Source organism: Paenibacillus sp. FSL K6-1318 (assembly GCF_037976905.1).
GTDB classification, from domain to species: domain Bacteria; phylum Bacillota; class Bacilli; order Paenibacillales; family Paenibacillaceae; genus Paenibacillus; species Paenibacillus amylolyticus_A.
In genome coordinates this window covers 5,769,214-5,782,897 of sequence record NZ_CP150270.1, presented here as the reverse complement: position 1 = coordinate 5,782,897, position 13,684 = coordinate 5,769,214, and the positions used below count along the sequence as shown (strand labels likewise).

Here is a 13,684-nt window from a genome sequence, read left to right as displayed (position 1 = left end):
CATGTAAGGTGCATTTGGCACATAAGGGTATCCAAGTTACCTGAGGAGGGGTTAGTTCATGTATAGAAAAATGATGACGGCATTGCTCGCAATAACGATGGTTGCTGTAACGGCATGTAGTTCGGGGGCCAAGGAAGAACCAACGAAGGAAGCCGCTGCACCACTTGCTCTGCAAGACGGGAAGTATGAACCGGCGGTACAGATGAGTTATTTGCGGGCCTGGAATGATGATACGAAATTCAAGAATGGGGAAACGGCACAGAACAATGTGCATACCAAATGGGCCAAGGAACGACTTGGCATCGACCTGACCACACCGTGGGCCGTATCGGTGACCAATGATGCATTTTACACGAAATTGCGCTTGTCCCTGTCGGCTAACGAGGAACTGCCGGATATCGTCTCCATTCGGGGAGACTACAATCTGGTAAGGGAATTAATTGAGTCCGGCAAATTTGCCAATGCTGGCGAGTTGTTTGACCAATATGCTTCGGACACATGGAAACAGGCATCTGAATCGGCACCCGAGGAATGGTATCCATACATGTATGAGGGCGAGCGTTATGGCATTCCGATCTTCGATTATGCCTACAACGGCGATTCGGTCATGTTTATTCGGGAAGACTGGCTGAAGAAGCTGGGACTGGAAGAACCAAAAACCATGGATGAGCTGGTTACGGTCATGGATGCTTTTACGAACCAAGACCCGGATGGGAACGGGAAGAAAGATACGTATGGTCTCACTGTCGGCATGAAGAATGCGCTCAATACGTGGATGACGGAATCGGGCTGGATCTTCGGCATGTACAATACGATGCCTGGCCAGTGGAATGATGCCGGAGACGGCACACTGCAATATGGCTCCATCCAGCCCGGTGTGAAGGAAGGCCTTGCGAAGATGAAAGATTGGTTGTCCAAAGGTTATTTGCCCAAAGAAGCAGGCGTATATGACGAGATCAAAGCAGCAGAACTGTTCACCGCAGGTAAAGCAGGCATTATCGTTGGGCCACACTGGATGCCAAACTGGCCGATTGATGATGTGAAGAAAAATGTGGACGGTGCCACGTACAAGGCCATTGCATTACCTAAAGGGCCAACAGGCGAGAGCCACCAACATGGATCTGGTGCAAGCAACGGGGTCGTGTTGATTAACAAAGACATGGCGAACCCGGAGATTTTCTTTACGTATCAAAATTATCTGTTCGACAACTTTGCCAACCCGGAAGTGGGCAGCGAGTTCGAGCATGGCTTTGCGCAAGGATACGACTATGACATCGTGGATGGCAAAGTCGTTGGTGAGGCTGAAGTGAAAGACGGCGTATCACCACTCAAATATACAATTACGTATGATGGTGCCCGGATCCCGAATCTGATGATGGATACGCTGGCGGAACTTGCGAAGGGCAAAGAGCCGGAGACCCCTTTTGAGAAAAATACGAAGATTGCCAACAAACCGGAAGTATTTGTCGCCGCTGAGGTGGTCGTTGCGAATAAAGATAATGCGATCAAGAACAAATTCACGGGAGCACCAACCGAGACGATGAAAATGAAGAAGGATGCGATCGACAAGCTGGAGAAGGATACGTTCAGCAAGATCATCTATGGTCAGGTGGGCATTGAGGAATTTGATGCGTTTGTGACGAAGTGGAAGTCCATGGGCGGCGATGATATTACAGCCGAAGTGAACGAGTGGTATAAGACAGTAAATTAATAAACAAAGCAGGGCAGAACGATGAATTTATCGGATCTACTCTGCTTTTTTAGTAGGCATTTTAATGACAAAAAACAACCAGTGCAAGTAAGTACATGATTATCTATGACTCATAGCGGACAAAGGTAACGTTTTTTCCTAAAATCACATTATCCACCTTCCAGCCGGCATTTAACCAGGATAGTGCCTGTGTATGATTATTGGAATTATTCACCCACCATTGTTCGCGATTATACGCTGTAGGCGGTAACGTAAATCCGAGAATTTCCTCAAGCTCTGCATATGTAAGGGTGATTGAAACTTGATTCAAATAGTTTTCCAAGGGAAAGTATTTGCTGTAGCTCATTTAGTCGGACCTCCTGAAAAGGAATACAATGATTATACAACTTCGGGATAATGATAGCGAGAGCATACATAGATATGAAAGGAATCCGTAGATCTCTTTGACTAGGGCGTGTCTTAAATCTCACTTAAGGACATCTTTCACCGCCATTTCGCCCCCTGCTGCGTCACTTTCTCTTGACGTACCCCCGGTACGCCTGCGAAAAAGTTCCTTGCCTGGAACGAAAATTCGGCAAAATCTGCTCCTTTCGGAGTTCTAAGACACGCCCCACGAACAACCGTGCGTAAGCCTTATTGTTCCGGGTGTACTTGAGAGAGTAAAATAATAGGTAGTATGCGAACATCAATGCGTATTTATAACATAGACGCCCCGGATTGATCCGGGATTCATAGAGGTTCAAGTGTGGTTGATGAACATCATAAGATGCATGGGAAGGCAGGAGATTAGATGAGTACACTTTATGATCAGGCGATGGAAGAGATGATAACGACGATTCATGAATGGTTTGATGAACAGGAAAAGCGGGATGACTTGGAAAGTGTTGTGAAGCGAACCACGCTGCAAATGGGTATTGTTAATGATATTGTGCTGGATTACAAACTTGGACGGACCACGGTAGACAGCCTGGATCTGGGTTTGGATGATGATGTGAAATCAAAGCAGGCAGTAGCCTTTACCGAGGAGCAGGTACGTAATGAGATCGGGCCTAAGCTTGTAGAGGTTGTCCAAGCTAGATTGGACAAGCTGGCAGATACTCCGTTGATTGACTATCGATTTACCTTTCGTGGGAAATTCCCAACAACCGAAGGTAAGCTGCAATTGACGTTACTGGAATATATTAATGAAGAGAAAAGACAGCTGCTCCTTGAGCGTATTCATACCTATGTAGACAAGAATCTGGAGAACAGTACATACCCAACGAAGCCATTGGAATCCTTCTTTTTGACGAGTCATCTGCTCGATCCAAAGCTGTTCCCGGAGTTGGATGTAGCATGGACCATCAGGCAGTATGACCGGATTCAAGCGTTGAATCAGGAGCGTCCGGATGCACTTGCGGAACATCGTGGTGAGATTACTCGTGCGGTGACGGCATGGACGGAGAATCAGTTTTTGCCACAGTATTATGATGTGCAGTTCTCGGCTTATCGTACCAATGAATATTCGCTTAAATCCGGAGCAACGCTTCAATCGAACAACGAAACACAGGCAGGCCAACATTCGGACGAGACTGGGAAGGCGCAAACATCCGATACTCAACCAATCGATCTGCTGTTATACGCGGCGGTCATGATTCTGCGTTTTGAGCCAAGTTATAGCAAGCCCAAAGGTGTGACTTTCTTGGAACTTGCGAAGCAACTCGGTAGCAAACGTGCGGCACGTATGATGACAGAAGGTAGCGGGACGTATGCGAAGGACGATATTTATGTGAAAACGGAAGAAGTGGAATGCAAAGCAAATGATGTATTTGCCCTCATGACCATTCATATTCGTAAGGAAGAGTCGGCTGCCTATCAGCAGGCACTTACCTTTATCACTCATTTATTGAAGCAGGGCTTTCCGAAAGGTTATAAGATCAAGCTCAAATCTGGCGTAAAGCAGTATTTGCCGATCAAAGGACTCGCGAAGTCGGATACGCACCGATTCTTTGCCAATGCACTGGAATACCCGGAGTTACATCCACTCCTGGAAGAGTATGCGCGTGAGGCTATCCAGGAGTTTGAGTTTTATGAGGATACCGAGGGAGAGAAGAGTTGTATGCCAGGCAGTTATGCAACCTTTGGGCTGGGGCTCATGGATGAGCGGTATTTCCCGCTGGTTGAATATTACATGGGTGAAGTGGATGATGAGCACCAGTTAATTCAGGATAAGTTCATTTCTGCATTTGTAGAAAAACAGGGTGTAACGTCCCATTCAGTACCTGCGTTAGTTGCCAGCTTGCGTCGTTCGACCGACAGTCTGAAGCTGAAGATTCAGCCCGTGCTGGAGAATGAGGAAATACTCGAACTGTTGGTTAGACAGATTCAAAAACATGAGCATTATGAAGTGGAACGTGTACTCTATCCGATCTTTGGCAAGGTGGAGAAGCTCTCAACGCTTGCTCGCAAAGCGGAGGGAAGACGGAAGGAATTATTGCTGGAACTGTTGCAGGCGGCAGGGAAATGAAGATGTAAAACACAAGTAAGATTGTGCTTTGCCAGCTAGTAAAGCATTTTAGAGAAGTGAAAGTGCGTAAGGAAAGGTGGGGGAAGTTGTAGAGACATTGAGACGAGACATGTGGCAGGCGTTGAATACTCAGGACAAAGAAGAATGGATGCGTAAGCTTGTCCGTCAGTTACCGGATGATATGGCATATGAGGGACTTGAAACATTTGAACGATTCGGTCAGCGAATTCAGACAGGTGTATTTACGGAGGATGGGCTAAGATTTGTGTTTGTGCCTGGGGATCGGGTAACGCTCGGCTGGGATCGTTGGCAGCATGGAATGAATGAAGAGACCTCAACCGACCTGCATGAAACGGTCAGTGAATATGGTGTGGAGGAAGTGGATTCTTTCTTGGCGAGTCAGATGTCACCTGTGAGAGAAGTTACTATTGCGCCGATGCTCGTGGAATGCGAACTGATCTCGCTTGGCTGGATTGAAGTGTCCGAGGAGGAAGCATTTGCACAGGAAGATCCTGATTTCCCCGCAGCACTGGAGCAGTTTAAGCAATCGGAAATACGTGAATATGAATTGAATCAACAATTTCGTCTGATTCGCCAAAGTGAGAATGGAGTTCGAATCCTGTGGTTCAACGAAGGAATCGAACTGGAAGACGTCGTGAGGGAGGAAGCTGCGGCGGGTTTTGATTTGCTGACCGAAGACGAATGGGAGTATATCTATGGCGGCGGTTGTCGCACGTTATTTCCTTGGGGTGACAGCTTCGACTATACGATGAGATTGAAACATTTTGGAAATCTGGAAGGCGTGGATGAGATTGTGGATGGATCGGCAGAGACGGCCTCTTCACGGGTTGAAGAAAAGGATGATCGTCCTTATGATCTAGAACTGCCGAATTTCTTCGGAGTGCAATTTGCCGGTGATCCCTACAAGTATGAGCTTACACTGGATTCGGCTGGGGATGTGATGCCCAAAGGCGGAGACGGCGGGAGCCTGATATGTGGTGGAACAGGACCTCTGGTTGGTTTCTTGCCTGCTGCTGCGGTATATTATCGAGACGTTAATGCCAGTGAACTCGACTGGGAGGATCTGATGGATGCGATGTACTATCGCAGGGTTGTTCGTTTAACTGATATCCATGAATAGGAAACTGGTGATAAAGCATTTGTTTTCCGATTGAGCGTAAATATGCCAAAAAATAGCCCATGTTCAGCATCATTGCTGTGCCTTGGCTATTTTTTTGGGTAAATATAATCAGGCTTAACGTCTCACATCAGGAGTGGGGGCGCATTGAGCCCAGCCAAGGTTCCTTTTACAATAAAATAATAGAATCTTTCGCCACCTCTTTATATTGATCACTTGGAAAAGGGGAATGACTTTGTCTTCATATACATCGTTTCAGTGTTCCGGCCGTGAGGCCTTGTTTCTGTTTCAAATAATGAATATTCCGGAAGCGGATCAGCTTCTCACGGATCTGAATGATCCTGCATTACAGGTCGAACGTACCTATGAACAGATTCTCGCAGGTTTAGTTGAAGATGGTGTTATTGAATTGGATAACAAGCAAATGACCATCGATCCGGAAGTACATAACTTGCTTATGGGCTGTAAGCTCAGCAGTGCAATAACCCGACTCGATCTGCGTGCAGCAGATGGGCAATCATCGGTGACCTATGGATTTTTGTCAGGCATGCAGATGGTTGAGTGGGTCTGGAAACCTGCACAAGATCAGGCGGTACTGACTTCTTTTGATGAATTGGAAGAAATGTTTCAGATCATGGGGAATCGGATTGAACTACCCGACCCAGCAGTATCCAATGTGAACCCTCAATCACACGATACGATTCTTACACTTATACAGGGAGAAACGTTAAAGCATCTGTCCGCGTTGGCAGTCGATTCAGCCCTGGAGAAGTTCGAATCTCTTTTGCAAGAGGACCAGCATCTGGATCAAGCGTTAATGCAGACATTGGCTGAAGGCTTTGCCACGCTTGAGAAGTGGGGGCAGTTCGAGGTATATACTCGAGGAAGGGACGGACAGCCACAAACCATTTATTTTATAGGCAGTATCCACGGTAACTGGTTGTTCCTTGAGGGGGAAGAGAACGGTTTATTTACAGCTTTCAAGGTAACGGAAGAAGAGTTGGTGCAAAGCCTGTTTCTGCTAACGACCCGATCGTTATCCGTACTGTCCGGAGTTTAAGTCCGACATGAGCCATACATAGATGTAACCAAGGGGGGATCCAGTTGACCAAAATTGTCATGAAGGCAGACTATCTGAATTCACTCGCACAGCAGATTGAACAGGTGACGGCACAGCTGCAGCAGGTGGATAGTGTTCTGCAACACGCCATTCAGGGAGCAGCCTGGCAGTCGGGGAATCGACAGACCATTATTGGTCTGTACCAGACACATCAACAGCGGTTTCAGACTGCTGGACAGAGCATGCAGCAGCTGGCTGCGTATGTAAAGACTACTCGTGAGAAGATGGAACAGGAGGATCAATCGGGTGGGACATTTGGTGTTACGGGTGTTAATTTGCTCGCACCATTTGATGGACCCGGAAGCACAGTAGGTACACTAACCGCTGCTGCGGCTGTCGCCAAACTGGGATATCGAGTGAAAAACGGTTATATGGTCAAGCAGGAGCTGAACCGAAACACGCCACGTATTTTGGTTCGCGAAAGCTATGATTCAGTGAAAGGTAATCCGTTGGTGAACGGCAGACCAAGGGACTACAAAATCCATTATGTCCGAGACATTGAAGCCAAAATAGCGAACGGAACAGCTACACCTCAAATTAAGGAAATCGCCTCGATGATGAAGCCGGGTTATGCAGTCAAATCGGCATTAACGGACAAACTGGGTTGGGCCAGTGTTGGTATTGATGTATTTACGGATACGCAGGAGAACATCAGTCAGAATGCGTCCGGTGACAAGATTGCTGGAGATATCATCGGTAACGTTGTGGTCGGTGGGGCAACAACGGTGGGAGCAACTCTCTTGGCAGCGGCCATTCTGCCTGCGGCGGCGCCTGTACTGGCAGTAGGTGCGGTCGGCTTGGGTGTATCCGTCGGTCTGACGTATCTTGCAGAAGGAGTAACCATGAATATGGATTTGGATGGCGATGGGCAGGATGACTCCGTGAAGGATGTTGTAAAACATGGAGCGAAGAAAGCCTGGTCTACGGTTTCCGGGTGGTTCAAGTAGATGGGAAGTCATAAACGAACTACCAAGACATCCAATACTTCCGAATCTGCCGTGTATGAGGGAACATCCTACAACCGGGATGCATTCGAGAACTATCTTGCGGTATACGCCGTGGATGGAATTCGTTTCAGCGCAGGTACGCTCGTTCTTTTCTTCCTCAATGTATTCCTGCTCATCCCAGTGTTCAGTGTTCCGTTTCAGCCGTTGTATGCATATTTACTGCTCCCGCCACTGGTAGTGATGAATGTATGGGCCATTGCTCTGATTGTGGCTCCCCGCAGGTTGCAATTGAATTACGTCCTGTTTCGAGGTGTATTTGGCATCGTATGTTCATTGGGCTTTATGATAATTATTCAAAAGTTTGCCTACGGCATGTTAGGCCTCACAACGCCATGGTATGCGATCGGTTCGTTTGTCGTATACGGTTTTGCATTCTTTCAGTATGCGAAGGTTCACATCAACAGATTGAAGCAGTCACCTAACAGGCAAAAGTCCGATAAGGGCGCTCGCATGCCTGTTGCGACGCTGACTATGCTGACTGGCGGTGGTTATCTGCTGGCCAATATTTCTCTGGCCTTTGTTACAGAACAGACGGTTGCTGTTGTGCTCATGAGTGTGTATATCATGCTGGCCTTTGTTGTATTTCATTTTATTATGGACATACATCGGTACTACTGGCTTCGCCGCGTACTGAACACACCTGTGGAAGCCGACAATACAAAACAGAATACAGAGAGGAAGACTACATGATGGACAAAGGAACATCTACCTTACTGCCCAATGGGTCTGTTATTCGCTTAAAAGAAGGTACCAAAAAGCTTGTTATCTATGGACGCAAGCAGATGTTAATGACAGAACCCCCCCGTCAATTTGATTATATTGGCTGTCTATACCCTGAGGGTTACATTAATCCGGATTATACGTATGTATTCAATCACGAAGATATTGAAGAGATCATTTTCAGAGGATATGTGGATCAGGAGGAGGAAACATTCACGGCGGAACTGGAGCGTAAGTAACCCGAGTTGTAAAGGTTGGTTCTACATATGAGGAAATGCCAATAAACGGATCAGTCCTAACGTGACTGATCCGTTTCACGGAAACGCGTCGCTGTCTGCTGAAGACTGGTGCCAGTCTCCTGTAAACCGCGTAAATAGTGACTTATGTTCGTCATACTGTCATTCATACGCCCGAGAAACTCCCGCTGGCGTTCTCCTTCCCACTGCCCCTCAGACTGATCAATCATCGTTTTGAGTTGGGCCAGAATATCTTGTCCATTTTGCGATGCCTTATTGAACTCACCTGCCAATTGTTGCAGTTCTTCTGGGGACAGATCAATGCGTTGGTTCATGATGTCCACTCCGTTTCGTTCGGTTATAAGATACTTTACATACCATTATAACCCCATCCTTTTCAAAATGAAGCTGGACGAAAGCCTTGTTTTCAGAACAATTTAGCGCGTCTTCATAGTACAAAACACACATCAATCAGCCCCAGCTTATAGAGTGGGACCGAAGTGATGTGTGTTCTTTTTTATTTATTTCACTTTCTGTACAGATACCGCCATTTGCTCCAGTTGATTGTGAGTCAATTGGTTATTCCGCGAGCTGAGTGTTACATAACGATCATCCAGCTTGAACGTGAGCATATCCGTTTGGTCTGGTGTATACCATTTGGCTGATACGCCATTAGGCAGTTTTACCGTTTTGCCATCATAGCTGAACGAGTAGTCTTTAGGGGATACCGTTACATTCATGCGATTGAAAACAAAGTTTACACCATCACCACCCGCACCTACGCTTTTGAACATATCTCCAGCAACCATATGTTGTGGAGCATAGGCGGTTGTGAACCCGTCAAACTTCGCAAATGCCTTGCGAATGTTATCCAATTGTTGCTTGCTATAGTTCACATCAGCGAATGCAGTGATTCCTTGATCATTGTTGCCAGTCGCCTTCTGAACAGAGACAGCGACTTGTTGCAGCTGAGCTTGGCTCAGCTTATGATCCGGTGAGCTAAGTGTAACGTAGCGATCATCCAGTTGGAATGTGAGCATGCCCGTTTGATCTGGTGTGTACCATTTGGCGATGACGCCATTGGACAGTTTCACGTCTTTGCTCGTATAGCCGTCTGAATAATCTCTTGGAGACACATCCACTTTCATATGGTTGAAAACAAAGCTGACGCCATCGCCACCCGCACCTACACTTTTGAACGTGTCACCTGCGATCATCTGCTGAGGTGCATAAGCTGTCTCGAACCCATCGAACTGTGCAAAAGCCTTTTGAATGGCCTCTTTTTGTGCTGCGCTATACGTTACATTCGTTAGAGTTGATGGATTGCTTGTCGCTTGGCCAATAATGACCTGTCCTTTTTTGCCATCATAGGATACAGGTACATGCAACGCATCGGCAATCGCACGTACAGGCAGATAAGTGGAGTTGTTATAGGTAATTGGCGCAAGCTTGTTGCCATTGCCATCCGTTGGTGAGTAAGCCGCGCCATCAACATTAAAGCTGATTCCATGGTTAAGGTATGCAGAGATTTTTTCCAGCTGCGTTCCTGCGAATACGCCCGTTGCTCCTGTTAAAGTCATGCCCAGTACCATCATCGTTGCTACAGATTTCTTCATGTTTTTTTTCATCATATATCTCTCCTTCAAGTTGGGGTTTATTATGTTTTTATGGGCTCGCTGTCCCTTATGGCTTTATATTAAACCCCGAACATATCCAGAATAATTCTGAATTATCTCCAACTTGTAAACATGTGCATGTATATGGAAAATGTAGAACGAAACTTGAGGCTGCTCAACATGTTTGAACGTATTCTTTGCCGAATCGAAACATTTTAGTTAAAAAGATAGAGGATTAGTCCGCCAAAACCAAGTACTATCGCACCAACATATACATAGGAAAGTTTACTGAGGTTTTGCTTTGTACGGCGATCATATTCGGGATTACTGGTCTGATTGGCTTTGGAATTTCCGATGATCATGGTAGCAACACCTCCAAATAAGGCGATACCCACAATTAAAACATAAGGCAACCAGGTCATGAATTGACCTCCTTCACGAATAATATGATTCTCTTCATTGTACTTCAGGTTAACCTTTGATGTAAGCTTTAATTGAGAAATAAAGGGAAATGAAGTGCCTATCTTACAGAAGGTATATCGTCTCGGATAGGAAAGATCACTGCAATTTTATATTTTTTTAATCCTAAAAAACCTTGATACAACAGGCATTCGTGGCTTTCTTCACTGAAAGCTGCGATTTTTTTTGCCCACAGAGTGATCCAGAATAGAGAACCCTGCGTTACACCCTATGAAGACGACGACAAGGAAAGAAATTATACACAAAACATAATCGAGGAGTGAACACGTAATGAAAATGAAAATGAAAATGAAGAAGTTTATCGCACCTGTACTTAGCTTGACACTGTTGATGCCGGGGATCGCTGGAGCAGCTTCCGCACCACAGACACCGATGACAATGATGAAAGCATCCGTGAACACACCTGCAGCTGACCTGAGAGCGAACCTGGACCACCTGTTGTCCGAGCACTTTGCACTCGCAGTAACGGCAATGGCGAAAGCCTATGACGGAGCAAAAGATGCAGATGCAGCCTACAAAGCACTCGACCAGAATGCACTGGATATGCAACCGGCAATCGCTTCCCTATACGGTGACGCAGGTGCCAAAGAATTCGAACGCATCTTCCGCGCTCATAACAAATACACAGATGATCTGGTGAAAGCAACCAAAATGGGCAACCAGGCCGGCATCAAACAAGCACAGGCAAACATCAACGGTTTCGTGGATGAGTTCTCCACATTCCTGAGCACAGCTACCGAAGGTAAATTGCCAAAAGCAGCAGCCAAACAGGCGCTGCAAGTACATGAAGATCTCGTGCAAAAAGTATTCGATGAGTATGTAGCTGGAGATTATGCTGATGCATACAAGGCTTACCGTGAAGGTTTCAAAGAAATGTTCGACGTAAGTAAGGCACTCTCCACAGCCATTACTACACAAATGCCTGAGAAGTTCGAAAATACCAAAGCGGATACGAAAGCAGCTGATCTGAGATCTGCACTTAACCACTTGGCATCCGAGCACTTTGCGCTCTCGGCTCTGCAAATGCAAGAGGAATTCGATGGACGCACAGCAGCCTCCAACGCACTGGTTACAGCTGAAGCTGGAAACACAGCTGACTTCAAAGCAGCGATTGCTTCCGTTTACGGCAACGATGGTGCCAATGCATTCGAGAAAATTTGGGTAACCAACCACGTTAATGCACAAAGCGACTATGTAAAAGCCGTTAAAAACAACGATGCTACGGCTCGTGCAGCAGTAGAGAAACGTATTGATGGATTCACAACAGAGTTTGCTACATTCCTGGATTCGGCAACAGCTGGCAATCTGCCAAAAGCAGCAGGACAACAAGCCCTGACAACGCATGAGAATCAAGTACAAAACGTATTAAATCAATATGCAGCAGGCAACTATGATGCTTCTTACACAACGAATCGTGAAGGCTTCAAAGTGATGTTCGGTGTAGGTCAAGCCTTGGGTAACGCTATCGTGACTCAATTCAATGACAAATTCCAAGAGCCAACAACACCTGCACCAGCACCGGAAATGACAACAGTATGGATGCAACTGAACAGCAAAATGCTGAAAATTAACGACAAAACAACCAACATGGACACAACACCAGTACTTTGGAAAAACACAACATACATTCCACTGCGCTTCCTGAGTGAAGGTATTGGTGCAACAGTGAAATGGGACAAAAAAGCACAACAAGTAACGGTAATGGCTGGCGATGATACCCTTGAATTCTGGGTGAACAACAACGTTATGGAAGTGAACGGCGTGAAGAAAAATGTGGGATCAACTGTATTTGTAAACAAAGATGGACGTACGCAAGTACCCCTGCGTTTCATTGCTGAACTTCTGAACTGGGACGTGAAATGGGCACAAAAAGATGGTTCCATTACCCTGACTAAATCCATGTAATCCAACGTTTTTTATATGAATCAAACAAAAGAGCTGCCCCATACGGCAGCTTTTTTGCATTCACCCAAAAGTTCAAAAATTTGGTATAATCATCGAGTAATGACCTACATAACAGCTTGAATAGCCGATGGAGTCTAGAATGAGGTATGATATTTGGTATAAGGAAAATGAAAAGGGGGACAGAGGAATGAGTACATCATCAAAATCGGAGCGTCCAGCGAGAAATGTGGATACCCGGTTATTTGTTGCCTGGGCCGTTTCCGTTATTGCCACAGGGGGCAGTCTCTATTTCAGTGAGATCAAGGGCTTTCTTCCATGTGATCTGTGCTGGTACCAGCGCATATTCATGTATCCACTAACGATCTTGCTGGGCATTGCCTACTTTAAGGATGACGTGGGCATCACGAAATACGTGCTCCCACTTAGTTTCGTCGGTGGCGGCATTTCGTTATACCATGTAACGATCCAGCGTATTTTTTCGGCTACAGGTAATGCTGTGGCGTGCGGAAAGGTTCCATGTTATACCGACTATTTGAACTGGTTTGGATTTATCACCATTCCGCTATTGGCACTGATTGCCTTTATTATCATCATCGTGATGCTGTGGGGTATCGGCAAAACACCAAAATCTTCTTGATAAGAAAGGAAAGATGGTGATGAGCGGACAAGCTCGTTGGTTCACGCCCTTCCTGGTGCTGATCCTTTTGGTCGCTGGCTGCTCCTATGAGGAACAGTCTGCTTCCGGGGAGATGCCGGAGATGATCCGGGTGAAACTCATGATGCCGGATAAGGCGAAAGTGAATGAAGAGGTTGCCTTGCAGATCAAGCTGACACAGGGAGAACAGCCTGTAAATGATGCGGATCATGTACAGTTTCAGGTATGGAATGAACAGGATGAACCCGAAGCACCTTCAATCGATGAAGGAATGATGAGTGCCGAAGAGCTTGAATCTCGGGGAGCGACGAAGGCTGTATCTATAGGCGATGGTATATATGAAGTGAAGCATGTGTTTCAGGAACCCGGAGTGTACGTCGTGCAGGCGCATGTGACTTCAGGAGCGATGCATACCATGCCTCGAACAAAGGTAACCGTAGAATAGTCATTTGTGGTCACCCGATGAATATACCGTACAAGTGCATTCGGGCTGGATGTAGGGGATATTCACCGGGTGTTTCAAAGTGTTTCAATTGGCTTGCTTCATCCATTTTTCGTTCATATATTCAGCCTTGACCTTGAAGTATACT

14 protein-coding genes are annotated in these 13,684 nt (G+C 46.2%); 10 read left to right on the top strand and 4 right to left on the bottom strand.

Annotated elements, in window-relative coordinates; all coding sequences use genetic code 11:
• Positions 1–58: 58 nt before the first annotated feature.
• Positions 59–1,711 (top strand): extracellular solute-binding protein, encoded by a 1,653-nt coding sequence (locus NYE45_RS25815; protein ID WP_340014524.1) that lies wholly within the window; start codon positions 59–61, stop codon positions 1,709–1,711.
• 103 nt (positions 1,712–1,814) lie between these two features.
• Here NYE45_RS25815 and NYE45_RS25810 read toward each other — a convergent pair whose 3' ends face one another.
• Complete coding sequence (locus NYE45_RS25810; protein WP_145152481.1) at positions 1,815–2,057, bottom strand: hypothetical protein; 243 nt, start codon at positions 2,055–2,057, stop codon at positions 1,815–1,817.
• Between the two features lie 444 nt (positions 2,058–2,501).
• Here NYE45_RS25810 and NYE45_RS25805 point away from each other — a divergent pair, with 444 nt between their 5' ends.
• The 6 genes from NYE45_RS25805 (at position 2,502) to NYE45_RS25780 (ending at position 8,441) form a co-directional block, all read left to right on the top strand.
• Entirely contained in the window at positions 2,502–4,217 is a 1,716-nt protein-coding gene (locus tag NYE45_RS25805; RefSeq protein WP_340014523.1) for a DUF6138 family protein, read from the top strand.
• Positions 4,218–4,314: 97 nt separating this feature from the next.
• The gene (locus NYE45_RS25800; protein WP_340014522.1) at positions 4,315–5,358 is read left to right on the top strand and encodes a hypothetical protein; all 1,044 of its coding nucleotides are present in this window, start codon (positions 4,315–4,317) and stop codon (positions 5,356–5,358) included.
• A 292-nt stretch (positions 5,359–5,650) separates the two neighbouring features.
• Entirely contained in the window at positions 5,651–6,415 is a 765-nt protein-coding gene (locus NYE45_RS25795; protein WP_340014521.1) for a hypothetical protein, read from the top strand.
• Positions 6,416–6,459: 44 nt separating this feature from the next.
• Complete coding sequence (locus NYE45_RS25790) at positions 6,460–7,422, top strand: hypothetical protein (RefSeq protein ID WP_340014520.1); 963 nt, start codon at positions 6,460–6,462, stop codon at positions 7,420–7,422.
• 51 nt (positions 7,423–7,473) lie between these two features.
• Positions 7,474–8,172 carry a hypothetical protein gene (locus NYE45_RS25785; protein ID WP_340017441.1) on the top strand — a complete coding sequence of 233 codons (699 nt, stop codon included), beginning with the start codon at positions 7,474–7,476 and terminating at the stop codon, positions 8,170–8,172.
• A complete protein-coding gene (locus tag NYE45_RS25780) occupies positions 8,172–8,441 on the top strand; it encodes a DUF4176 domain-containing protein (RefSeq protein ID WP_340014519.1) in 270 nt (89 codons plus the stop codon). The genes NYE45_RS25785 and NYE45_RS25780 overlap by 1 nt, the downstream gene beginning before the upstream one ends.
• A 56-nt stretch (positions 8,442–8,497) precedes the next feature.
• Here the strand turns inward: NYE45_RS25780 and NYE45_RS25775 are convergent, their stop codons facing one another.
• The 3 genes from NYE45_RS25775 to NYE45_RS25765 form a co-directional block, all read right to left on the bottom strand.
• Positions 8,498–8,773, bottom strand: a complete 276-nt coding sequence (locus NYE45_RS25775; protein ID WP_340014518.1) for a WXG100 family type VII secretion target — start codon at positions 8,771–8,773, stop codon at positions 8,498–8,500.
• A 186-nt stretch (positions 8,774–8,959) separates the two neighbouring features.
• Entirely contained in the window at positions 8,960–10,066 is a 1,107-nt protein-coding gene (locus NYE45_RS25770) for a hypothetical protein (RefSeq protein WP_340014517.1), read from the bottom strand.
• Positions 10,067–10,269: 203 nt separating this feature from the next.
• Positions 10,270–10,476: a hypothetical protein gene (locus tag NYE45_RS25765; RefSeq protein ID WP_062836391.1), complete on the bottom strand. Its 207-nt coding sequence runs from the start codon at positions 10,474–10,476 to the stop codon at positions 10,270–10,272.
• Between the two features lie 328 nt (positions 10,477–10,804).
• On the opposite strand from NYE45_RS25765, the gene NYE45_RS25760 reads away from it, so the two are divergent.
• The 3 genes from NYE45_RS25760 (at position 10,805) to NYE45_RS25750 (ending at position 13,539) form a co-directional block, all read left to right on the top strand.
• Complete coding sequence (locus NYE45_RS25760; protein WP_340014516.1) at positions 10,805–12,439, top strand: copper amine oxidase N-terminal domain-containing protein; 1,635 nt, start codon at positions 10,805–10,807, stop codon at positions 12,437–12,439.
• 187 nt (positions 12,440–12,626) lie between these two features.
• Positions 12,627–13,076: a disulfide oxidoreductase gene (locus tag NYE45_RS25755; RefSeq protein WP_047841622.1), complete on the top strand. Its 450-nt coding sequence runs from the start codon at positions 12,627–12,629 to the stop codon at positions 13,074–13,076.
• A gap of 19 nt (positions 13,077–13,095) precedes the next feature.
• On the top strand, positions 13,096–13,539 hold the full coding sequence (locus tag NYE45_RS25750) for a FixH family protein (protein WP_340014515.1): 444 nt from the start codon (positions 13,096–13,098) through the stop codon (positions 13,537–13,539).
• The last annotated feature ends 145 nt before the right edge of the window (positions 13,540–13,684 follow it).

What these genes read in the sequence shown, in the direction of transcription:
- NYE45_RS25815 (WP_340014524.1), top strand. Translation starts at nt 59, where the DNA reads ATGTATAGAAAAATGATGACGGCATTGCTCGCAATAACGATGGTTGCT.
- NYE45_RS25810 (WP_145152481.1), bottom strand. Translation starts at nt 2,057, where the DNA reads ATGAGCTACAGCAAATACTTTCCCTTGGAAAACTATTTGAATCAAGTT.
- NYE45_RS25805 (WP_340014523.1), top strand. Translation starts at nt 2,502, where the DNA reads ATGAGTACACTTTATGATCAGGCGATGGAAGAGATGATAACGACGATT.
- NYE45_RS25795 (WP_340014521.1), top strand. Translation starts at nt 5,651, where the DNA reads ATGAATATTCCGGAAGCGGATCAGCTTCTCACGGATCTGAATGATCCT.
- NYE45_RS25780 (WP_340014519.1), top strand. Translation starts at nt 8,172, where the DNA reads ATGGACAAAGGAACATCTACCTTACTGCCCAATGGGTCTGTTATTCGC.
- NYE45_RS25775 (WP_340014518.1), bottom strand. Translation starts at nt 8,773, where the DNA reads ATGAACCAACGCATTGATCTGTCCCCAGAAGAACTGCAACAATTGGCA.
- NYE45_RS25770 (WP_340014517.1), bottom strand. Translation starts at nt 10,066, where the DNA reads ATGAAAAAAAACATGAAGAAATCTGTAGCAACGATGATGGTACTGGGC.
- NYE45_RS25765 (WP_062836391.1), bottom strand. Translation starts at nt 10,476, where the DNA reads ATGACCTGGTTGCCTTATGTTTTAATTGTGGGTATCGCCTTATTTGGA.
- NYE45_RS25760 (WP_340014516.1), top strand. Translation starts at nt 10,805, where the DNA reads ATGAAAATGAAAATGAAAATGAAGAAGTTTATCGCACCTGTACTTAGC.
- NYE45_RS25755 (WP_047841622.1), top strand. Translation starts at nt 12,627, where the DNA reads ATGAGTACATCATCAAAATCGGAGCGTCCAGCGAGAAATGTGGATACC.
- NYE45_RS25750 (WP_340014515.1), top strand. Translation starts at nt 13,096, where the DNA reads ATGAGCGGACAAGCTCGTTGGTTCACGCCCTTCCTGGTGCTGATCCTT.